Raw genomic sequence first — 21,897 nt, 5'->3', positions numbered from 1 at the left:
TCGAGTGACGAGGTCCGGCCGCGCCTCCTGCACAGGTGTCCGCAGACGGCGTTGCGTCCCCGGGCGTCGCGTTCCGGCTCCGGATGTCCGGGGCCGCTCTTAGGCTCGGGTGCATGAGCGCGCACCACGCCGACGACGGCCTCCCCGCCCCCGTCTCCACCCTCGCCGAGGATCCACCGGCCGACGGGCGACAGGCGCCGCCGAGTGGCGTCGTCGTGGGTGAGGACGGGCGGGCCCGCCCGCCGTGGGCGGCACGGGATCCGCTGCTGCGGGAGTACTACGACACGGAGTGGGGCCTGCCCGTCACGGACGAGCGGGGCCTGTTCGAGCGCCTCGTGCTCGAGGCGTTCCAGTCGGGCCTGAGCTGGCGGACCGTCCTGGCCAAGCGGCCGCGGTTCCGGGAGGTGTTCGCGGGCTTCGACCCGGACGCCGTCGCGGCGTTCGGGGACGCGGAGGTCGAGGCACTGCTGGCGGACCCCGGCATCATCCGGAACCGGCGCAAGATCGAGGCCGCGGTCGCGAACGCACAAGCCGTCGTCGGGATGCGCGGCGAGCGGTTCGCCCCGCTGCACCCGGGCTCCCCCGGCGCGGGCCCCGCCTGGCACGGCGACGGCGACCGTCCCGCCACCGGCCTGCCGGGGCTGGTCTGGGCTCACCAGCCTGCCGCGACCCCACGGCCGGAGACGGTGGCGCAGGTCCCCTCGACCTCGGACGAGTCGCGCGCGCTCGCGAGGGCGCTGAAGGCGCATGGCTGCCGATTCGTGGGGCCGACCACTTGCTTCGCCCTGCTGGAGGCCGCCGGGATCGTGGACACCCACCTTCTCGGCTCGTGGCGAAGAGGGGCGTCCGGGATCTGGGAGTGAGCGGGGGCCTCCGGCAGGATGGGGAACTCAACGCAGGACGTCCACACGAAAGGGTGACGACTGATGACCACCACCTCCGCCTCTCAGGGCTACCGCACAATCAACCCGGCCACCGGGGAGCTGCTGAAGTCCTTCGACAACGCCACGGATCAGCAGATCGCCGACGCCCTCGACGCCTCGCAGGCCGCCTACGAGCAGTGGTCCCGGAAGTCGGTGGCCGAGCGCGCCGCCGTCGTGAAGCGGATCTCCGAGCTGCTGGCCGAGCGGTCCAAGGACATCGCCGCGGTGATCACCACGGAGATGGGCAAGTCCCTCGGCGCGGCGGTCGGCGAGGTGCGCTACAGCGCCCAGATCTTCGGGTACTACGCGGACGAGGCCGAGGAGCTGCTCGCGGACCAGCCGATCAAGCAGTTCTCCGGGCAGGAGGCGTTCGTCCAGCGGCTGCCGATCGGCCCGCTGCTGGGGATCATGCCGTGGAACTTCCCGGTGTACCAGGTGGCCCGTTTCGTGGCGCCGAACCTCATGCTCGGCAACACCATCCTGCTCAAGCACGCCGAGATCAACCCCCAGGTGGCGCAGCTGCTGGAAGAGCTCTTCACCGAGGCCGGACTGCCGGAGGGCGTGTACCAGAACGTGTTCGCCACCCACGACCAGATCTCCACGATCATCGCCGATCCGCGCGTGCAGGGCGTGTCCCTCACCGGTTCGGAGCGGGCCGGCGCCGCCGTCGCCGAGCAGGCCGGCCGGCACCTCAAGAAGGTCGTCCTCGAGCTCGGCGGCTCCGATCCGTACATCGTGCTCTCCGCGCCGGACGCCCGCGCGGCCGCCCGCGACGCACTGGCCACCCGGATGGGCAACTGGGGCCAGGCCTGCAACTCGAACAAGCGCATGATCGTCATGGAGGACCTCTACGACGACTTCGTGGATGAGCTGGTCCAGCGCTCCTCGGCGATGAAGCCCGGCGACCCGACCTCGCGCGACGCCGACGTCTACGGCCCGCTGTCCTCCGAGTCCGCGGCCGACGGGCTCACCGAGCAGATCGCCGCGGCCAAGGAGGCCGGCGCCACCGTCCACGTGGGCGGCGAGCGCGTCTCCGGCCCGGAGGGCGAGGGCTTCTACGTCTCCCCGGCCGTGATCACGGACGTGGACCAGGAGAACCCCGCCTACACGCAGGAGCTGTTCGGCATGGCCGCCGTGGTCTACAAGGTGTCCTCGGCCGAGGAGGCCGTGGCGCTGGCCAACGACTCCCAGTACGGTCTCGGCGGCGCCGTGTTCTCCACGGACCTGGACGAGGCCAAGCGCGTGGCCGACCAGCTCGAGGTGGGGATGGCGAACGTGAACCTCGCCTCCGCCGCCGGCGCGAACCTGCCCTTCGGCGGCGTGAAGCGCTCGGGCTTCGGCCGCGAGCTCGGCCCCATGGCCGTGGACGAGTTCGCCAACAAGCGCCTGTACGCGGTGCAGGGCCCCCTGGAGGGCTGACCCGGGGCCGGGTCGGCCGGGCGGGTCTCCCGCTCCGGCCGCCCCGTCGGCCCCTCAGCCGCGCAGCGGGACGGTCGCCAGCACCTCGTGCAGCGGCCCGCCGGACCGGCCCTCGCCGAGCCGGGACGCCACGACCTCGACCTCGTCGGCGGTCCACTCCGGCCCGCGGTACACGGCGAGCGCGCGCACGGCCTCGGCCAGCAGGACGGTGGCCGGCGCCGGCGGACGGGGCTCGCCCCGCCTCCGACCCCGAGGTCGGAGCGCGGCCCCCGAGACCGGCGCCACGGTGAGGTGGGCGCGCCGGCGGTCCCGGCCGTCGTCGTCGGCGAGCCAGGGCTCCGCCAGGAGCGCGCCGAGCTCCCGGACCTGCCCACCCACCCCCACCCAGAGCGTGCGGTGCGAGAACTCCCCCGCTCCGGCCAGGTGCAGGTCCAGCGGGCCATGTCCCGCCGCGATGCGGCCGGCGACGGCGACGACGTCGTCCACGGCGCCGGCGGGCACCTCCGGGTGGAACGCCAGCGTCAGGTGCCGCTGCTCCGGCTCGGTCCAGCACAGCGCGCGTCCGGCCCGGTCCCGGACGCCGTCGAAGGCCGGCTCGAGGTGGTCGAGCACGGCCCTCGGCGGACGGATCGCGAGGAAGAGCCTCACGCCTGCGCGCGCGGATCCGCGGCGGCTGCGGTCGAGCCCCCGGCGGCGTCCCGCGTCATGGCGGCCGGGGCCACGTCCGGGTGCGGCTCACGGCCGGCCACGATGTCGATCGCGCCGGTGAACTCGGCGTCGATCCGCCGCTGCACACGGCGCGAGCGCTGGGTCACGAGGGACACCACCACACCCACCACGAGGGCGGCGACGAAGCCCGGCAGCAGCTCGTACAGGCCGAACCACTCCCACGTCTCGGCACTGGCCTCCGACCACGCCCAGGCGACGGCGGCGCCGGTGACCATGGCGGCCATCGCCCCCCACGAGGTGAACCGCGGCCAGTACAGGGCGAGCAGGATCACAGGGCCGAAGGCGGCGCCGAAGCCGGCCCACGCGAAGGAGACGAGCTCGAGCACGGAGGAGTCCGGGTCGAGGGCGAGCAGCCCCGCCACGAGCGCCACCACCAGCACGCCGATGCGGCCGAGCCACAGGGTGAACGTCGGGGAACCGGTGCGCCCGCGCAGCATGTAGAGGTCCTCCACCAGGGCGGAGGAGCACACGATCAGCTGCGAGGAGAGCGTGGACATGATCGCGGCGAGGACGGCGGCCAGCACCAGGCCGGCCACGAACGGGTGGAACATGATCGAGGCCAGCACCAGGAACACGGTCTCCGGGTCCTCGAGCGTGGTGCCGGGGTTGGCCTGGAAGTAGGCGATGCCCACGAGGGCGACCATCACGGCGCCGAACACGGACAGCGCCATCCAGCCGATGCCGACGCGCCGGGCGACGGCCGCGTCGTGCGGGGTGCGCAGGGCCATGAAGCGGACGATGATGTGCGGCTGGCCGAAGTAGCCCAGGCCCCAGGCGAGGGAGGACAGGACGCCGATCAGCGTCGCGTTCTCGAACATCGAGAAGTGGTTCACCCCGCCGCCGGCGGCGTCGGCGGCGCGGATGCCCTCGACGACGGCGTCCCAGCCGCCCATGGTCAGGATCACGACGATGGGCACGGCCAGCAGCGAGAGGAACATGAGGACGCCCTGGGCCACATCCGTCAGCGAGGCGCCGAGGAAGCCGCCGAACAGGGTGTAGAGCACCGTGATGCCCGCGACCACGAGCATGCCGGTGAGGTAGTTGATGCTGATGCCCTGGGCGTAGAAGGAGTCGGGGCCGAAGGTCGACTCGACGAACTTGCCGCCGGCCACCATGCCCGAGGACACGTAGAAGGTGAAGAACACGAGGATGATCAGGCCGGCCACGATCCGCAGGATGTGCGTGCGGTCCTTGAATCGGTTCTCGAGGAAGGACGGGATCGTGATCGAGTTCCCGGCCACCTCGGTGTAGGAGCGCAGGCGGGGGGCGACCACGCGCCAGTTCACCCACGCGCCCACGGTCAGGCCGACCGCCATCCAGCCCTCGACCAGGCCCGCGGCGTAGATCGCGCCGGGCAGGCCCATCAGGAGCCAGCCGGACATGTCGGACGCACCCGCGGAGAGCGCCGCGACGGACGGCTTCATGTCGCGTCCTGCGAGCATGTAGTCGTCGAGGTCGGTGTTCTTGCGGGAGGCGTACAGGCCGATCGCGATCATCGCGAGGAAATAGAGGCCGATCGCCGCCAACAGGAAGACGGTGTTCGTGTCCATGGGCTCCAGAGAATCACATCCGGACTCTCAGCCCCAGTCCCAGGTCCGTCCCGGATTCGCCCCGTCCGGGTCGGCCCGGGCCCCCGCGCGCCTAGGATGGAGGCCGTCATGACGCAGACTCCCCCGCCCTCCACGCCCGCCGCGCAGCCGTCGGCGACGCCCCACGACGCCGTCGCGATCACGTTCCCCGAACACCTGCCGGTGGCGGAGCGCCGTGAGGAGATCATGGCCGCGATCCGCGACCACCAGGTGGTGATCGTCGCGGGCGAGACCGGCTCGGGCAAGACCACGCAGCTGCCGAAGATGTGCCTGGCCCTCGGGCTCGGGGAGGCCGGCTCGATCGGCCACACCCAGCCCCGGCGCATCGCCGCCCGCTCGGTGGCCGAGCGCATCGCGCAGGAGCTGGGCGAGGAGATCGGGCAGACGGTCGGCTACCAGGTCCGCTTCACGACGCAGACCTCGAAGGCCACCCGGGTCAAGGTCATGACGGACGGCATCCTGCTGGCCGAGATCCCCCACGACCCGCAGCTGCGCCGCTACTCCGTGATCATCGTGGACGAGGCCCACGAGCGCAGCCTCAACATCGACTTCCTCCTGGGCTACCTGCGCAACCTGCTGCCCCAGCGCCCGGACCTGAAGGTGATCATCACCTCGGCCACCATCGACCCGGAGCGCTTCGCCCGGCACTTCGGCCGGCCGCTGGCCGCGGGCGAGGACCATGCGGACGCGGTGGAGGCCGACGACGGCGGCCGCGTGGTCCCGGCGCCGATCATCGAGGTCTCGGGGCGCACCTACCCCGTCGAGATCCGCTACCGGCCGCTGACCGACGAGCCCTCCCCCGACGACCCCGAGGACGATGCGGACGACGCCGCCGAGACCCGCGACCCCCTCGACGCGATCGGCGACGCCGTCCTCGAGCTGGCCGCCGAGCCGCCGGGTGACATCCTCGTGTTCCTGCCGGGCGAGCGGGAGATCCGCGAGGCCGCGGACCACCTGACCGGCGTCGTCGCCGGCACCACGCGCCTGGCCGGCACGGAGATCCTGCCGCTGTTCGGCCGCCTGTCCATGGCGGAGCAGCACCGCGTGTTCGGCCGCGCCGGGGCCGGGGTGCGCCGGCGGATCGTGCTGGCCACGAACGTCGCCGAGACCTCCCTGACCGTGCCGGGCATCAAGTACGTGATCGACACGGGCACCGCGCGCATCTCGCGGTACTCGCACCGCACCAAGGTGCAGCGCCTGCCGATCGAGCGTGTCTCCCAGGCCAGCGCGAACCAGCGCGCGGGCCGGTCCGGCCGCACCTCGGACGGCATCGCGATCCGCCTGTACTCGGAGGAGGACTACCTCTCCCGCCCCGAGTTCACGGACCCGGAGATCCTGCGCACCTCCCTGGCCTCGGTGATCCTGCAGATGCTGTCCCTCGGTGTGGCCCGCACCCCGGGCGACGTCAAGGAGTTCCCCTTCGTCCAGCCCCCGGACGGCCGACAGGTCACCGACGGCGCCACCACGCTCACCGAGCTCGGCGCGCTCGAGGCCGGCGGCGCCCGCGCCGGCACCATCACCCGGGTCGGACGCCGCCTGGCCCGTCTGCCCGTTGACCCGCGGCTGGGCCGCATGATCCTCGAGGCCGGTGAACGCGGCTGCGTCCGGGAGGTCATGGTGATCGCCGCGGCCCTGACCATCCAGGACCCCCGCGAGCGCCCCACGGAGCAGCGCGAGGCCGCGGACGAGCTGCACCGCCGGTTCGCGGACGAGAACTCGGACTTCTCCGCGATCCTGAACCTCTGGGCCTACCTGCACGAGCGGCAGAAGGAGCTCTCCGGCTCCCAGTTCCGGAAGCTGTGCCGCCGTGAGCACATCAACTGGCTGCGCGTGCAGGAGTGGCAGGACCTGGTGCGCCAGCTGCGCCAGCTCGCCAAGGACGTGGGCCTCACCGTCGAGTCCGGACCCGTGGACCCGGTCGGCCGGCACGAGGCCGTGCACAAGTCCCTGCTCACCGGCCTGCTCTCGCAGATCGGCGCCTACGACGAGCGCCGTCGCGAGTACGCGGGCGCCCGCGGCACCCGCTTCGCCGTGTTCCCCGGCTCCGCCCTGTTCAAGAAGCGCCACCCGTTCGTCATGGCCGCCGAGCTCGTGGAGACCTCACGGCTGTGGGCGCGCACGGTGGCCCGGATCGAGCCGGAGTGGGCCGAGGAGGTCGCCGGCCACCTCGTCAAGCGGGCCTACAACGAGCCGCACTGGTCGCGGCGGGCGGGCTCCGTCGTCGCGCGCGAGAAGGTGACGCTGTTCGGCGTCACCCTGATCCCGGACCGCTCGGTCCGGTACGGCCGCATCGACCCGGAGCTCTCCCGCGAGCTGTTCATCCGGCACGCCCTCGTGGAGGGCGACTGGCGCACGCGCCACCGGTTCTTCGCCCGCAACCGCGCCGCGCTCGAGGAGGTCGACGCCCTCGAGACGCGCCTGCGCCGCCGCGACCTGCGGATCGGGGACGAGGACCTGTTCGCCTTCTACGACGCGCGGATCCCGGGAAACGTCGTCTCCGAGCGGCACTTCGACGCGTGGTGGAAGAAGGCGCGCCAGGATCAGCCGGACCTGCTGGACCTCGACGTCGCCGCCCTGCTCACCGCCGACGCCGAGGACCTGGACACCGACGCGTTCCCCACCACGTTCACGTATCCGATGCCCGGCGGCGACGTGGAGCTCGACCTCGAGTACACGTACGACCCGACCGGCGCGGCCGGCACCGACGGCGTGACCGTGGCCGTGCCGATCCTGCTGCTCAACCAGGTCTCCCCCGGCCCCTTCGCGTGGCTGGTCCCCGGCCTGCGGGTCGAGCTCGTCACCGCCCTCATCAAGGCGTTGCCCAAGGCCGTGCGCAAGAACCTCGTGCCCGCCCCGGACGTGGCCCAGCAGCTCGTCGCGGACCTCGAGGCCCACGCCGACCCGCTGCGGGACGAGCTGCCGGACGCGCTGTCCGCGGCCGTGCGCCGGGTGCGCGGCGTGGTGGTGGAGCCCGGACTGTGGGCCCCGGACGCGGTGCCCCTGCACCTGCGGATGGACTACCGCGTCGTGGACGCCCGCGGCGCCGTGATGGGCGCCGGCCAGGACCTGCCCGCGCTGCAGGCCCGGCTCGCGCAGGCCAACCGCTCCGCGATCGCCGCCCGGCTCGCCGGCACCGACGACCCCGCCTCGGCCCGGCCGGGGCCGCGCGGCACGGGCCGCGGCGGCCGGGCCCAGGCCGACGGGCGGGCCGGGGCCGAGGGACGCCGTCGCCCGGAGGGCCCCGGGCGGTCCGGCGCGACGCCGGCCTTCGAGGAGCGGCACGGGCTGACCTCATGGAGCATCGGCACGGTGCCGAAGACCGTCTCCACCGCGGCCGGGGCGCGCGGCCCCGCCATCACGGGCTACCCGAGCCTGGTGCCCGAGACCACGCCCGACGGCGGCCCCGCGGCCGGCCTGACCGTGGCCCGGTCCGCGGAGGACCAGGCGGCCTGGCACCGGGCCGGGGTGATCCGGCTGCTGCTGGCCACCCTGCCCAGCCCCCAGCGCTACGTGCTGGACCACCTGGACAACAGGGAGAAGCTCACCTTCACCCAGAATCCGCACGGCTCGGTGGACTCCCTCGTCGCGGACTGCACGCAGGCCGCCGTCGACCGTCTCGTCGGGGACGAGCTGCCGTTCGACGAGGCCGCGTTCCGCGCCCTGTTCGACCGGGTGCGGGCCGACCTGATCGACACGGTCTTCGCCGTCACGTCCCTGGTGGAGCAGGTGCTCTCCCGGGCCGCGCAGGTGCGACGCCGGCTCAAGGGCTCGGTCTCGCTCGCCCTCGCGCCGGCGCTGTCGGACGTGAAGGCACACCTCGAGCAGCTCGTGTTCCCCGGCTTCGTGGCCACCACGGGCTGGGAGCGGCTGCAGCACCTGCCGCGCTACCTGCAGGGCATGCTGACGCGCCTGGACCGGTTGGACGCCGGCGGCCACCTGCAGCGCGACGGGCAGCACATGGCGGTGGTGCAGGGGCTCGAGGACGAGTTCGACGCCGCCGTCGCGGCCCACCGCGCCCGGTTCGCGGGCACGCCCGTGCCCGCGGAGCTGGAGCGGGTGCGCTGGCTCATCGAGGAGCTGCGCGTCTCGTTCTTCGCCCAGGAGCTGGGCACGGCGGTCTCGGTCTCCGAGAAGCGGGTGCGTCAGGCGCTCGCCCGGGCCACGCGCGCCTGAGTCGGGCCCGGGCGGCGCGGGCCGTCAGTCCTGCGGGACGACCTCGCCGTGGCCCAGGTCCCGCAGGGCCGCGCGGAGGCGGGCGGCGGCGTCGTCCAGGTCCGCCGGATCGGGGGCGTTGTCCACGCGAGCCAGGTCGAAGTCGGCGAGCGAGGTGGAGGGCCACACATGCACGTGCAGGTGCGGGATCTCATAGCCGGCGATCATGAGCCCGGCCCGGCGGGCGGAGAACGCCGCCACCTGCGCCTTGCCGATCTGCTGGGCGACCGTCGTCAGGTGCGTGACCAGCGCCGGGTCGACCTCCACCCATTCGTCCACCTCCTCACGGGGCACCACGAGCGTGTGCCCCGGCTGGAGCGGCGCGGCGGACAGGAACGCGACGCACGTCGGGTCCTGCCACACGAAGCGGGCGGGCAGCTCGCCGGCGATGATCCTGCTGAAGACGGTGGCCATGGGGGGTCCTCCTGGGGGTCGGCGGGGCGGGGCCCCGGGGCTCGTCAGTCCCGGCCGGACGCGCCGTAGGGCTCGGGGCCGACCGCGACGGCGTTGGACGGGTCCTGGACCCATGCTGACCACGAACCCGGGTAGAGCGCCACTCCGGGTCGCCCCGCGACGGCCAGGGTGAGCACGGCGTGCGCCGCGGTGATGCCCGAGCCGCAGTACACGGCCACGGGAGTGGCGTCGTCCACGCCGACGGCGTCGAACCGCTCCGCCAGCTCTGCGGCGGGCCGCAGGCGGCCGTCCTCGGCGATGCTCTCCGCCGTGGGCACGTTCCGCGCCCCGGGGATGTGCCCGGCCACGGGGTCGAAGGGCTCGACCTCCCCGCGGTAGCGTTCGGCCGCCCGCGCGTCGAGGAGCAGACCGCCGGAGGCCATCGCCTCGGCGCCGGCCGTGTCCACGACGGGCATGCGGCCCCACGACGGCCGGGCGGTGCCGGGCACCGGGATGACCTCACCGGGCTGCAGGGGCAGGCCCGCGGCGCGCCACGCCTCGAGGCCGCCGTCCAGGAGCACGGAGTCCCGCAGCCCCGCGTGGCGCAGCAGCCACCAGGCGCGCGCGGCGGACAGGCCGTGGTCGTCGTCGTAGACCACGATGGTGTCCCCCTCGTCGATCCCCCACATCCGCACGGTCTCCGCGAACTGGCGCGCGTCCGGCAGGGGGTGGCGCCCCGCCGCCGGACCGGCGTGGCCGGCGAGCTGGCTGGGCAGGGAGACGTAGACGGCGCCGGGCAGATGGCCCTGGAGATAGGCGGCGTGGTCCGGCCCGCCCCCCGTGGCCCGGAACCGGACGTCGAGCAGGATCACCCGGTTCGGGCGGCATCGGCCCGGCTGGGCGTAGGCCGGGCCCCCGGGCACCGGCGGCAGGTCCTCGACGGGGGCCAGGCCGAGCCAGCCGGCCAGCACGTCCACCGTCACCAGGGTGGGCGGCTCGGCGGCCTCAGGGTCGACGCCGTCGATGTCCGCGTCCGGGTCGCCGCCGGCGTCATGGGACGAGGACGGGGCCGCCGTGGGCGCCGGGACCACGCGGCCCTGCCCCTCGTCGACGACGATCAGCGGGTCGGGTCGATCGGGGGCGGCGCCGTCGCGGTCCGGGACAGGGGATGGGTCCGGGCTCTCGCTGTGCACCCGGACACCCTACTCCACGCCCCATTCGGCGCCGCTGATAACCTGGAGGATGGCCCGCGCGGACCTGTTCCGGACCGCGCGGAGGAGGCGGCAGCCGCCGCAGAAGGAGTCGTGAGCACCGTGAGCGCCCCCCAGCCCAGCCCCCGGGCCGCCCGTCCCCGGGCGACCCGGCAGAAGGCCGCCGTCGACCGAGCCCTGGACCGCATCCCGGACTTCGTGAGCGCGCAGGAGCTCCATGCCCGCCTCCAGGACCAGGGCGAACGCGTCTCGCTGGCCACCGTGTACCGGACCCTGCAGCAGCAGCTCGACGACGGCCTCGTGGACATGCTCCGCCGCGACGACGGCGAGACCGTGTACCGCCGGTGCGAGGACGAGGGCCACCATCACCACCTGGTGTGCCGGATCTGCTGGACCACCGTCGAGGTCACCGCCCCCCACGTCGAGGCGTGGGCCACCGCCGTCGCCGCGGAGCACGGCTTCACGGACGCGGACCACACGGTGGAGATCACCGGCGTCTGTGCCCGCTGCCGGGCCGAGGGGCGCACCCGCGCGGCCTGACCCCGGGGCCGGGCCCCGGTCAGTGGCGGATGCCGCCCGCGGGGTCGTCCAGGAAGTCCGCCGGGTCCTCGACTGCCTTGGAGGGCCCGTGCAGGGCGCCCCGGCCGTAGGCGATGTCCAGGTTCTCGACCGTGAGCACGTTCCGCGGCGGGCCGGAGGCCACGACACGCCCGCCCATCAGGACCACATGGTCCGCCTCCGCAGCCTCGTCGAGATCGTGGGTCGTGTAGACCACGGACACCCCGCGCGTCGGCTCCTCGTGGAGGAGGTCGTCGATCGTGCGGGCGGAGACGATGTCGAGGCCCGTCATCGGCTCGTCGAGCAGCAGCACGTCGTGGTCCTGGGCGAGGCCCTGGGCCACGTAGGCGCGCTGGCGCTGGCCGCCGGAGAGCTGGTCGAGGTGCCGCCGCGCCAGGTCCGCGACCTGCATGCGCTCCATGGCGGCCCGCACGATGTCCCGGTCCTGCTTCCGGAACGGGCGGAACCACCCGAGCGTGGGGTACCGGCCCATCCCGACGACGTCGCGCACCGTCACCGGCACTCCCTGGGGCACGCCGATGGACTGCATCACGAAGGAGGTGCGCTGCGAGCGCCGCCGCGGGTTCTCGCCGAGCACCTCCAGCGCACCGGAGGCCGGGTCGCTCAGGCCCGCCAGGGCGGTCAGCAGCGTGGACTTGCCGGAGCCGTTGGGCCCGATCACCGCGATCAGCCGCCGGGCCGGCAGGGTGAAGTCGGAGGGCCGGACGGCCACGTGCGAGCCGTGGCGCAGTTCGAGCGCCCGGGCGACCGCGAGGGGAGGCGTGGCCGCCGCGGCGCCCGCGGGGAAGGACGCGTTCATCGGGCGACCTCCGCTCCGGGCAGGGCCACGACCGGCGTCTCCTGCTCACGCTGCGCGCGCGAGCGCACGTGCCGGCCCAGGAGCGCCAGCACGGCGGCGCGGACGGCGAGCACGACGAAGAACAGCAGGATCGGCATGAGCGCCATGGTGGCCGAACCCGCCGTGCCCAGCCGGTAGCTGAGGGTGAGCCCGGTGACGACGCACGCCGCGCCGATCACGACGGAGACGAGCATCATCTGGGGGACGCTGCGCGTCAGCAGCGCCGCCGTCGCGGGCGGTCCCACGAGGAGGCCGAACACGAGCACCGTGCCCACCGCCTGGAACGAACCGATCACGGCCGCGCCGATCATCACCAGCAGCAGCGTGTGCGTCAGCCCCGGTCGCATGCCCAGCGAGCGCGCCTTGACCTCGGAGAAGCTCAGTGCCAGCAGGGGCCGGTAGAGCAGCAGGGCCAGGGCGATCACCACGACGGCGATGACCGCCTGGGTCACGATGCCGTCCACGCTGACCCCCAGCACATCGCCGAACAGGATCGACGTGAGCGATCCCGTGTAGGAGTCCGACTTGGAGATGATCACCACGCCCAGGGCCATCATCCCCACGAAGAGCAGGCCGATGGCGGTGTCCTCCTTGAGGGTGGTGGCCCGGTGCACCAGCGAGATGCCCGCCATCATGACGACGGCGGCCACCGCCGCACCGAGGTGGGGGCTGCCACCGGTGACGACCGCCAGGGCGATGCCCGGCAGGACACCGTGCACGAACGCGTCCCCGAAGAAGCTCATCCCGCGCAGCACCAGCCACGTGCCCACGACCGAGCACATCACCACGGCGATGAGTCCGCCGACGAGGGCGCGCTGCTGGAATCCCATCTGGAAGGACTCGAGCAGCCAGTCCATCCTCAGCCCTCCAGCGCGTCGGCGAGGGTGCGGGCGTTGAGGAGCATGGCCTCGGCGTAGTCCGCCTCCGGGGTGTCCTTCGGGCCGACGCCGCCCTCGTAGACCTCGATGACCGGCAGGTCGCCGGCCTCCTCGGCCACGGTGTCCACGAGGCTGTTGCGCGCGCCCACGGACGTGATCACGGCGTCTGCGCCGCCGTCGCGGATGGACCGGGCGAGCTCGGCGATCTCCTGGGAGGAGGGCTCGCCGTCGGTGGAGCCGCCCGGGACGACGACGCCGGACACGGTGAAGTCGTAGGCCTCGCTGAAGTAGCCGTAGGCGTCGTGGTCCGTGACCAGCGTGCGGCGGTCCTCCGGGACCCCGGCGAGGATCTCCCGGACCTGCGTGTCCGTCTGCTCGAGCTCCCCGCGCACGGTCGCGCCGCACTCGGCGAACCTCTCGTCACCCCGCTCCTGGGCGAGCGTGTCGCCCATCAGCTCGGCGGCCCTCGCCATGCGGGCGACGTCCATCCAGACGTGCGGGTCCTCGGACCCGTGGTCATGGCCCTCGTGGCCCGCCCCCTCCTCGGCGTGGTCATGGCCGCCGAAGGGCAGCGGATCCAGCTGGGGCGCCACCTCGACGACGGTCGCGCCGTCCGCCTCGGCGTTGGCGAGGGCGGACTCCATGCCGCCCTCGAGGCCGAGGCCGTTGGAGAACACGAGGCCGGAGGAGACCATGTCCTTCACCTGCGCGGACGAGGCGGAGAAGTCGTGCGGATCATCCCCCGGGCCCATCACCGTGACGCTGCGGGCGTCGGCGCACGCGACCACGCGGTCGAGCACGGAGCCGAGCTGCGTCGTCGTGGCGACGGCCACGGGCGCGCCCGCGGCCGAGCCGGACCCGGCGGCAGCAGAGGCGCCCGCGGCCTGCTCGCCCGCGGAGTCGCCGCTGGTCCCGCCGCACGCGGCGAGGCTCAGGGTGAGCGCGGTGAGGGCCCCGGTCAGGGCGGGCAGACGACGGCGGCGGAGCATGGGGCGACCTCGTTCGTGTCGGGAGGATGTGTGAAATCGGTTCTCAACAGTAGCACCGCGCCGCCCGCGCGACGCTCACGCGGGCCGGAACCGACGTGGCGACTGCGTCACGTCGTTGATCTCCCCGACGAGCTCCTCGAGCACGTCCTCGAGGAAGAGGATGCCCGCGGTCTCGCCCTCGGGCGTGATGACCCGGGCGAGGTGGGAGCCCGTGCGCTGCATGAGCGCGAGTGCGTCCTCGACCTCGTCCTCGAGCCGCACGTTGGCCAGCGAGCGCACGCGCGTGAGCGGGATCGGCTCGTCGTGTCCCGACGGGCCCACGGTGAGGACGTCCTTCAGGTGCAGGTAGCCGGTGTAGCCGCCGTCGGGGTCCTCGACCACGAACCGGGAGAAGCCCACGCGGCCCACGGTCCACTCGAAGTCGTGCGGCGTGATCCCCTCGGGGACGGTGACGACCCGCTCGAGCGGCACCATCACGTCCCCGGCCCGGTGGTCCGAGAACTCGAGGGCCGAGTGCAGCACGCCGGACTCGTCCTCCAGGGTGCCCGAGCGGGTGGACTCGGCCACGATCGACTGCACCTCCTCGAGCGTGTAGGAGGAGGCCACCTCGTCCTTCGGCTCGATGCGCAGGGCGTGCAGCACGAGGTTGGCCGTCCAGTTCAGCGCGGCCACGACGGGATGCAGCAGCTTCGAGAGCCACACGAGCGGCTGGGCCAGCAGCATCACGGCGCGGTCCGCGAACGAGACGGCGGCGTTCTTGGGCACCATCTCGCCCAGGGTCACGTGCAGGAAGGTGACCACCAGCAGCGCGAGCACGAAGGCGGTCACGTCCGCCGCCGCGGACGGGACCCCGAGGGCGGCCATCGGGACGACGAGCAGGTGGTGCAGCGCCGGCTCGGACACGTTGAGGATGAGCAGGGAGCACACCGTGATGCCGAGCTGGCAGACGGCCAGCATCTGGGAGACGTGCTCCATCGCGTAGAGCGCCACCTGGGCCTGGCGGGAGCCGGCCTCGGCCCGCGGCTCGATCTGCGCCCGGCGGGCGCCCATGACGGCGAACTCGCCCGCCACGAAGAAGGCGTTGGCGGCCAACAGGACCACCAGCCACAGCAGTCCGACGACGTCCCCGTTCATGCGCGCGTCTCCTCGTCCTCAGCGGCCGGGTCGAAGCGCACGCGCTCGATGCGGCGGCCGTCCATCCGCTCGACCGTCAGGGTGCCGCCGTCCACGTCCACCACGTCCCCGACCTCCGCCAGGCGCCCCAGTCGGGCCAGGATGTACCCGCCGACGGTCTCGTAGGCCCCGTCCTCCGGCACCACGAGGGCCGGGATCTGGGTCCGCACCTCGTCGGGCCGCAGCTCCGCCGGGAAGTACCAGCGGCCGGAGGCCGTCTGGAGGACCCCCGGGGTGACGCGGTCGTGCTCGTCCGCGACCTCGCCGACGATCTCCTCCACCACGTCCTCGAGCGTGACCACCCCTGCGGTGCCCCCGTACTCGTCCACGACGACGGCCATCTGCAGGTTCGCGTCGCGCAGCTCGGCCAGCAGCTGGTCCAGGTGCACGGTCTCCGGCACGCGGATGACCTCCGTCATCAGTGCACCGGCCTCGAGGTCGGCGCGGCGCTCCCGCGGCACGGCCACGACCTTCTTCACGTGCACCACGCCGCGGATGTCGTCCGAGGAGTCGCCGATCACGGGGAACCGCGAGTAGCCGGTGCTGCGGGCCAGGTCCAGGACCTCGGGCAGAGCCTGGTCCTCCCTCACCGTCTCCACGCGGATGCGCGGGGTCATCACGTCCGCGGCGGTGCGGTCCGCGAAGCGCAGCGTCCGGTCCAGGAACGTGGCGGTCTGCGCGTCGAGCGTGCCCAGCTGGGCCGAGCGGCGGACCAGCGAGGAGAGCTCCTCGGGGCTGCGGGCGCCGGAGATCTCCTCCTTGGCCTCGATGCCCACGCGGGCCAGCACGCCGTTGGAGAACCCGTTCAGGACCAGGATCGCCGGCTTGAACACCGTGCTGAACACGAGCTGGGGCCGGGCGAGTGCGCGGCCGATCGCCATGGGCTCGGCGATGGACAGGTTCTTGGGGATCAGCTCGCCGAGGAGCATCGAGAGCAGGGTCGCCACGACCATCGCGACGACGAGCGAGACGGTGCCCACCACGCCGGCCGGCAGCCCCACCTGGAGCAGCAGCGGGTCGATGAGCCGGCTGATCGCCGGGTCCATCACGTATCCGGTGAGCAGTGTGGTCAGGGTGATGCCCAGCTGGCACGCGGAGAGCTGGGTCGAGAGTGACTTGAGACAGCGCAGCAGGGGCTCGGCGCCGCGGTCACCCGCGTCCACCATCCGCTGCACGGTCGGCACGTCGATCGCGATCATGGCGAACTCGACGGCCACGAAGAACCCGGTGCCCACGATCAGGACCAGGCCGAGGATCAGCAGGAGCCACTCCACCCGACCTCACCCCCTCGACGGCGGGCCGGGCGGCGGTGCGGGGCACCGGGACTGGAAGGCTCCGATCCGGCCGCGTCCGCGTGGGCGGACGAGCGGTCTGGCACACAGGTGTCAGGGTGATCCATAGTCCGCCCAGTATAGGGGCGTCAGGCCCCGGCGGAACGAGCAGGGGCATGCGGCCGCCTCACCACGACGAGGCGACCGGCCGGCCCTCCTCGTAGCCCGCCGCGGACTGCAGGCCGACGACGGCGCGCTCACGGAACTCCGCCAGGTCGTGGGCGCCGGCGTAGGTCAGCGACGAGCGCACACCGGACGTGATGGTGTCCAGCAGGTCCTCCACCGAGGGGCGGCGCGGGTCCACGTACATGCGCGAGGAGGAGATGCCCTCCTCGAACATCGCCTTGCGGGCCTTGGTGAAGGCGTCCTCGTGGCGGGTGCGGTGCTGGACCGCGCGGGCCGAGGCCATGCCGAAGCTCTCCTTGTACCGCCGACCGTCCGGACCGTGCACGAGGTCGCCCGGAGACTCGAGCGTCCCCGCGAACCACGAGCCGATCATCACCGAGCTGGCTCCGGCGGCCAGCGCGAGCGCCACGTCCCGCGGGTGCTTCACCCCGCCGTCCGCCCACACGCGTGCCCCGAGCTCGCGGGCCGCGGCGGCGCACTCCAGGACCGCCGAGAACTGCGGCCGGCCCACCGCGGTCTGCATGCGCGTGGTGCACATCGCGCCCGGGCCCACGCCCACCTTCACGATGTCCGCGCCGGCCGCGACCAGGTCCCGGACGCCGTCGCCGGAGACGACGTTGCCGGCCACCACGGGCACGCCGGGGTCGAGGGCCCGCACCGCAGCGAGCGCGTCCAGCATGGTCCGCTGATGACCGTGCGCCGTGTCCACGACGAGCACGTCGACGCCGGCCTCGACCAGGACGGCGGCCTTCTCCCCCACCGCCCCGTTGATGCCGACGGCGGCGCCGACGCGGAGCCGTCCGTCGTCGTCGAGACCGGGCGTGAACAGGGACGAGCGCAGCAGGCCCGCCGCGGTGACGACCCCGCGCAGCACGGGGGCGGCGGTCCCCACCGCCGGGTCCACGACGGGGGCCATCTCCTGGCGCGCGGCGTGGAGGCGCTCGAAGGCCGCCTGCAGCGCCTCCTTGCTCGGGGCCCCGTCCGTGCCGCCGAGCTCGGCGAGCGTGAGGGTCACCGCCGGAGGGTGCATGACGGAGGCGGCCGAGGCGAAGCGGTCCACGCCCTCGCAGTCCTGGGGGCGGACCACGCCGAGCAGCCCGCCGTGGGCGTCCACCACGCAGACGGCCCCGTGGTTGCGGCGGTCCACGAGGTGGAGCAGGTCCAGCACCGTGTCCTGCGGCCCGACGGTCAGGGCGGTGTCCGCCACGGGGTGGGCCACCTTCACCCGACGCACGACGTCCCGGATCACGTCCGCCGGGATGTCCTGCGGCAGGATCCCGAGACCGCCGCGCCGGGCCATGGTCTCGACCATCCGGCGCCCGGTGACGGCGGTCATGTTGGCGGAGACCAGGGGGATGGTGGCGCCCGTGCCGTCATCCGGGGCGATGTCCACGTCCATGCGACTGGCGACGTCCGAGTGCGAGGGCACGAGGAAGACGTCGTTGTACGTCAGGTCGACGGCCGGGTCGGTGAGGAAGCGCATGGCGTCAGTCTCCCAGACGAGGCGGACGCCGAGGGGCCCCGCGCGTCCGCCGGGAGCGGAGTCGAGACGAGGCCGCGGCATTCCGACCGGGGGCGTCGAAGAACTATGATGTCTCGAGGCGTTCCCGGCCCCACGCGCGCCGCGCGGGTGGCCCGGCGCAGCACATCGCATCCCAAGGCTCAGGAAGAGGCGTTACACAGTGCCAGAACTCACGTCGGACCGGCTCGCACAGGAGTTCCCGGGGAACGAACGGCTGGTGGCCGAGATCTACCGGAAGTACCGCGAGGACTCCGGTTCCGTGGACCGGCAGTGGGCACAGATCTTCGCCCGTCTCGAGGCCAGCGCCCCCGCCGCCGAGGCCGAGCCGAAGGCCGCCGCCAAGGCCGAGCCGAAGGCCGCCGCCGAGGCCGAGCCGAAGGCCGCCGCCCGGGCCGAGCCGAAGGCCACCGCCAAGGTGACCGAGCCGAAGGCGGCGACCGCCCCGGCCCGCGGTGCGCAGCCCAAGGAGACCTCGGTCAGCACCGGCCCCAAGGCCAAGAAGACCCCGGCGGCCCAGGCCGTGCCCTCCGAGCCCGCCGACACCGCCACCACCACCGCGGACGAGAAGCAGGAGAAGGCCACCGTCCTCAAGGGCATGGCCAAGGCCGTGGCCACGAACATGGACGCCTCCCTGTCCATGCCCACCGCCACCACCGTGCGCGACCTGCCGGCCAAGGTGCTGATCGACAACCGCGTGGTCATCAACAGCCACCTGGCCCGCACCCGCGGCGGCAAGGTCTCCTTCACCCACCTCATCGGCTACGCCGTGGTCCGCGCGCTCGCGGCCATGCCCTCGATGAACGTGACCTACGAGGAGCGCGACGGCAAGCCCACCATGGTGGAGCCGGCCCACGTGAACTTCGGCCTGGCCATCGACCTGCCCCGCCCGGACGGCACCCGCGCGCTCGTGGTCCCGAACGTGAAGGCCGCCGAGACCCTCGACTTCCGCGGCTTCTGGAAGGCGTACGACGACCTCGTCCAGCGCGCCCGCAAGAACAAGCTGACGATGGACGACTACGCCGGCACCACGGTCTCCCTGACCAACCCGGGCGGCATCGGCACCGTGCACTCGGTGCCCCGCCTGTCCCAGGGCCAGGCCGCCATCATCGGCGTCGGCGCGCTGACCTATCCGGCCGCCTTCCAGGGCGCCGCCGAGTCCACGCTGCACGACCTGGCGATCTCCAAGACGATCACCCTCACCTCCACGTACGACCACCGCGTGATCCAGGGTGCCGGCTCGGGCGAGTTCCTGAAGATCGTGCACGGCCTCCTGCTGGGCGAGGACGGCTTCTACGACGAGGTCTTCCACTCCCTGCGCATCCCCTACGAGCCCGTCCGCTGGGCCCAGGACGTGCAGGTGAACCCGGAGGAGCAGATCGGCAAGGTCGCCCGCATCCAGCAGCTCATCCACGCGTACCGGGACCGCGGCCACCTGCTGGCCAACGTGGACCCGCTCGAGTACTCGATGGCCTACCACCCGGACCTCGACATCCGCGAGCACGGGCTCACCCTGTGGGACCTGGACCGTCAGTGGCCCACCGGCGGCTTCGGCGGGGCGAGCAGCCTGACCCTGCGCAAGATCCTCGGCGTGCTGCGTGACGCGTACTGCCGCACCATCGGCGTCGAGTACATGCACATCCAGGACCCGGCCGAGCGCGCCTGGTTCCAGGAGAAGCTCGAGCAGCCGTACGCCAAGCCCACCCGCGAGGAGCAGCTGCGCATCCTGGGCCGCCTCAACGCCGCGGAGGCGTTCGAGACGTTCCTGCAGACCAAGTACATCGGCCAGAAGCGCTTCTCCCTCGAGGGCGGCGAGTCCCTCATCCCGCTGCTGGACGGCATCCTCGGAGACGCCGCCGACGCCGGTCTGGACGAGGTCGCCATCGGCATGGCGCACCGCGGTCGCCTGAACGTGCTGACGAACATCGCCGGCAAGACCTACAGCCAGGTCTTCCGCGAGTTCGAGGGGGCCACCCCGGGCGGCGCCTCGGGCTCGGGCGACGTGAAGTACCACATGGGCACCGAGGGCACCTTCGTGTCCGACGCCGGCAACAGCACCCGCGTGTACCTCGCCGCCAACCCCTCGCACCTGGAGGCCGTGGATCCGGTCCTCGAGGGCGTCGTGCGCGCCAAGCAGGACCGCCTCGATCTGGGCGGCCAGCGCCCGGACTCCTTCTCCGTGCTGCCGATCCTGGTGCACGGCGACGCGGCCTTCGCCGGCCAGGGCGTCGTGACGGAGGTGCTGCAGCTCTCGCAGCTGCCCGGCTACCGCACCGGCGGCACGATCCACGTGATCGTGAACAACCAGGTGGGCTTCACCACGCCGCCGACCCAGGCGCGCTCCGCGGTGTACTCCACCGACGTGGCCAAGACCATCCAGGCCCCGATCTTCCACGTCAACGGCGACGAGCCGGAGTCCGTGGTGCACGTGGCCCAGCTCGCCTTCGAGTACCGCCAGCGGTTCAACAAGGACGTCGTCATCGACCTCGTCTGCTACCGCCGCCGCGGCCACAACGAGGGCGACGACCCGTCGATGACGCAGCCGCGCATGTACAACCTCATCGAGCAGAAGCGCTCCACCCGCAAGCTGTACGTCGAGTCCCTCGTGGGCCGCGGCGACATCACGCAGGAGGAGGCGGACAGCGCCCTGAAGGACTACCAGCAGCAGCTGGAGCGGGTCTTCGCGGAGACCCACGAGGACGCGCCCGCCTCCGGCGGAGAGGGCCTCCGCCCGGCCGAGGACCGGGACGCGGCCCCGGAGGCGCCGGCGTCCACGGCCATCTCGGCCGAGACGCTGCGGGCCATCGGGCAGGCGCACATCGACGTGCCCGAGGGCTTCACGGTCCACCCCAAGCTCGCGGCCCTGCTCGAGCGCCGCGCCAAGATGGCCGTCGACGGCGGCATCGACTGGGGCTTCGCCGAGCTGGCGGCCTTCGGCTCGCTGCTGATGGAGGGCGTGCCGGTCCGCCTGGCGGGGCAGGACTCCCAGCGCGGCACCTTCACGCAGCGTCACTCGGTGTTCCACGACCGGATCACCGACGAGACGTGGGCGCCGCTGAAGCACCTCTCCGAGGACCAGGCGAAGTTCTGGGTCTACAACTCGCTGCTGTCCGAGTACGCCGCCCTCGGCTTCGAGTACGGCTACTCCGTGGAGCGCTCCGACGCCCTCGTGCTGTGGGAGGCCCAGTTCGGCGACTTCGTGAACGGCGCGCAGACGATCATCGACGAGTTCATCTCCTCGGCCGATCAGAAGTGGTCGCAGACCTCGTCCGTGGTCCTGCTCCTCCCCCACGGCTACGAGGGGCAGGGGCCGGACCACTCCTCCGCCCGCATCGAGCGGTTCCTGCAGATGTGCGCCGAGGACAACATGCGCGTGGTCAACCCCTCCACGGGCGCGAACCACTTCCACCTGCTGCGCGAGCAGGCCTACGCCCGCCCGCGTCGGCCCCTCGTCGTGTTCACCCCGAAGCAGCTGCTGCGCCTCAAGGCCGCCGCGAACTCGGTGGAGGACTTCACCGAGGGCCGCTTCCAGCCGGTCATCCCGGATGCCGGGGTGGACGCCAAGGACGTCACGCGCGTGCTGCTGGTCTCCGGCCGGCTGTACTACGACCTGCTCGCCCGCCGCGAGAAGTCCGGTGACACGTCCACCGCGATCGTGCGGGTGGAGCAGCTCTACCCGCTGCCCCTCGATGAGATCCGCAAGGCGCTCCGCGCCTACCCGAACGCCGACGTCGCGTGGGTGCAGGACGAGCCCGCGAACCAGGGCCCGTGGCCGTTCATGGCGCTGAACCTCGTGCCGCAGCTCGACGGCCCCGTGACCCTCGTGTCCCGCCCGGCCTCGGCCGCGACCTCCGCGGGCACCAAGGGCCGCCACGACCAGGAGCTCAGCACGCTGCTGGACGCCGCCTTCGGCCGCTGACCCGGACCGATCCTGCGCCGCCGCCGCACCCTCCGGTGCGGCGGCGGCGGCGGATCGGCCGACGAAAGG

15 protein-coding genes are annotated in these 21,897 nt (G+C 73.1%); 5 read left to right on the top strand and 10 right to left on the bottom strand.

The window, feature by feature from the left end:
• Nucleotides 1-113: 113 nt before the first annotated feature.
• Nucleotides 114-863 carry a DNA-3-methyladenine glycosylase I gene (locus tag AC0VX0_RS03605; RefSeq protein ID WP_063190326.1) on the top strand — a complete coding sequence of 250 codons (750 nt, stop codon included), beginning with the start codon at nt 114-116 and terminating at the stop codon, nt 861-863.
• A gap of 63 nt (nt 864-926) precedes the next feature.
• Nucleotides 927-2,342 carry an NAD-dependent succinate-semialdehyde dehydrogenase gene (locus AC0VX0_RS03600; protein WP_336638589.1) on the top strand — a complete coding sequence of 472 codons (1,416 nt, stop codon included), beginning with the start codon at nt 927-929 and terminating at the stop codon, nt 2,340-2,342.
• Between the two features lie 54 nt (nt 2,343-2,396).
• On the opposite strand, the gene AC0VX0_RS03595 is transcribed toward AC0VX0_RS03600, so the two are convergent.
• Both AC0VX0_RS03595 and putP read right to left on the bottom strand, forming a co-directional pair.
• Nucleotides 2,397-2,954, bottom strand: a complete 558-nt coding sequence (locus AC0VX0_RS03595) for a 2'-5' RNA ligase family protein (RefSeq protein ID WP_233490693.1) — start codon at nt 2,952-2,954, stop codon at nt 2,397-2,399.
• 32 nt (nt 2,955-2,986) lie between these two features.
• Nucleotides 2,987-4,621, bottom strand: a complete 1,635-nt coding sequence (putP, locus tag AC0VX0_RS03590) for a sodium/proline symporter PutP (RefSeq protein ID WP_247298062.1) — start codon at nt 4,619-4,621, stop codon at nt 2,987-2,989.
• Nucleotides 4,622-4,729: 108 nt separating this feature from the next.
• On the opposite strand from putP, the gene hrpA reads away from it, so the two are divergent.
• A complete protein-coding gene (hrpA, locus tag AC0VX0_RS03585) occupies nt 4,730-8,833 on the top strand; it encodes an ATP-dependent RNA helicase HrpA (RefSeq protein WP_377636160.1) in 4,104 nt (1,367 codons plus the stop codon).
• Nucleotides 8,834-8,857: 24 nt separating this feature from the next.
• On the opposite strand, the gene AC0VX0_RS03580 is transcribed toward hrpA, so the two are convergent.
• Together AC0VX0_RS03580 and AC0VX0_RS03575 are read right to left on the bottom strand one after the other, a co-directional pair.
• Entirely contained in the window at nt 8,858-9,286 is a 429-nt protein-coding gene (locus AC0VX0_RS03580; RefSeq protein WP_044659226.1) for an HIT family protein, read from the bottom strand.
• 44 nt (nt 9,287-9,330) lie between these two features.
• Nucleotides 9,331-10,458, bottom strand: coding sequence for a sulfurtransferase (locus AC0VX0_RS03575; RefSeq protein ID WP_044659227.1), 1,128 nt, complete (start codon nt 10,456-10,458; stop codon nt 9,331-9,333).
• Between the two features lie 111 nt (nt 10,459-10,569).
• Here AC0VX0_RS03575 and AC0VX0_RS03570 point away from each other — a divergent pair, with 111 nt between their 5' ends.
• Entirely contained in the window at nt 10,570-11,016 is a 447-nt protein-coding gene (locus tag AC0VX0_RS03570; protein WP_036337773.1) for a Fur family transcriptional regulator, read from the top strand.
• A 19-nt stretch (nt 11,017-11,035) separates the two neighbouring features.
• On the opposite strand, the gene AC0VX0_RS03565 is transcribed toward AC0VX0_RS03570, so the two are convergent.
• The 6 genes from AC0VX0_RS03565 to guaB1 form a co-directional block, all read right to left on the bottom strand.
• A complete protein-coding gene (locus AC0VX0_RS03565) occupies nt 11,036-11,854 on the bottom strand; it encodes a metal ABC transporter ATP-binding protein (protein ID WP_044659228.1) in 819 nt (272 codons plus the stop codon).
• Nucleotides 11,851-12,750, bottom strand: coding sequence for a metal ABC transporter permease (locus AC0VX0_RS03560; RefSeq protein ID WP_044659229.1), 900 nt, complete (start codon nt 12,748-12,750; stop codon nt 11,851-11,853). The genes AC0VX0_RS03565 and AC0VX0_RS03560 overlap by 4 nt, the downstream gene beginning before the upstream one ends.
• Before the next feature lie 2 nt (nt 12,751-12,752).
• On the bottom strand, nt 12,753-13,760 hold the full coding sequence (locus AC0VX0_RS03555; protein WP_041104319.1) for a metal ABC transporter substrate-binding protein: 1,008 nt from the start codon (nt 13,758-13,760) through the stop codon (nt 12,753-12,755).
• A 75-nt stretch (nt 13,761-13,835) separates the two neighbouring features.
• Nucleotides 13,836-14,894, bottom strand: a complete 1,059-nt coding sequence (locus tag AC0VX0_RS03550) for a hemolysin family protein (protein WP_041104317.1) — start codon at nt 14,892-14,894, stop codon at nt 13,836-13,838.
• On the bottom strand, nt 14,891-16,207 hold the full coding sequence (locus tag AC0VX0_RS03545; protein WP_101965577.1) for a hemolysin family protein: 1,317 nt from the start codon (nt 16,205-16,207) through the stop codon (nt 14,891-14,893). The genes AC0VX0_RS03550 and AC0VX0_RS03545 overlap by 4 nt, the downstream gene beginning before the upstream one ends.
• A gap of 184 nt (nt 16,208-16,391) precedes the next feature.
• Nucleotides 16,392-17,873, bottom strand: coding sequence for a GMP reductase (guaB1, locus tag AC0VX0_RS03540; RefSeq protein ID WP_101965578.1), 1,482 nt, complete (start codon nt 17,871-17,873; stop codon nt 16,392-16,394).
• Between the two features lie 199 nt (nt 17,874-18,072).
• Between guaB1 and AC0VX0_RS03535 the strand changes: the two genes are divergently transcribed.
• Entirely contained in the window at nt 18,073-21,828 is a 3,756-nt protein-coding gene (locus tag AC0VX0_RS03535; protein WP_101965579.1) for a multifunctional oxoglutarate decarboxylase/oxoglutarate dehydrogenase thiamine pyrophosphate-binding subunit/dihydrolipoyllysine-residue succinyltransferase subunit, read from the top strand.
• The last annotated feature ends 69 nt before the right edge of the window (nt 21,829-21,897 follow it).

Source organism: Micrococcus sp. iso_26, from assembly GCF_056172975.1.
The sequence above is the reverse complement of the archived record's forward strand: the minus strand, read 5'-3'. Positions and strand labels throughout refer to the sequence as shown.

Coding starts and splice junctions, on each gene's coding strand:
- AC0VX0_RS03600 (WP_336638589.1), top strand. CDS start 927: ATGACCACCACCTCCGCCTCTCAGGGCTACCGCACAATCAACCCGGCC.
- AC0VX0_RS03560 (WP_044659229.1), bottom strand. CDS start 12,750: ATGGACTGGCTGCTCGAGTCCTTCCAGATGGGATTCCAGCAGCGCGCC.
- AC0VX0_RS03555 (WP_041104319.1), bottom strand. CDS start 13,760: ATGCTCCGCCGCCGTCGTCTGCCCGCCCTGACCGGGGCCCTCACCGCG.
- hrpA (WP_377636160.1), top strand. CDS start 4,730: ATGACGCAGACTCCCCCGCCCTCCACGCCCGCCGCGCAGCCGTCGGCG.
- AC0VX0_RS03580 (WP_044659226.1), bottom strand. CDS start 9,286: ATGGCCACCGTCTTCAGCAGGATCATCGCCGGCGAGCTGCCCGCCCGC.
- AC0VX0_RS03605 (WP_063190326.1), top strand. CDS start 114: ATGAGCGCGCACCACGCCGACGACGGCCTCCCCGCCCCCGTCTCCACC.
- AC0VX0_RS03565 (WP_044659228.1), bottom strand. CDS start 11,854: ATGAACGCGTCCTTCCCCGCGGGCGCCGCGGCGGCCACGCCTCCCCTC.
- guaB1 (WP_101965578.1), bottom strand. CDS start 17,873: ATGCGCTTCCTCACCGACCCGGCCGTCGACCTGACGTACAACGACGTC.
- putP (WP_247298062.1), bottom strand. CDS start 4,621: ATGGACACGAACACCGTCTTCCTGTTGGCGGCGATCGGCCTCTATTTC.
- AC0VX0_RS03550 (WP_041104317.1), bottom strand. CDS start 14,894: ATGAACGGGGACGTCGTCGGACTGCTGTGGCTGGTGGTCCTGTTGGCC.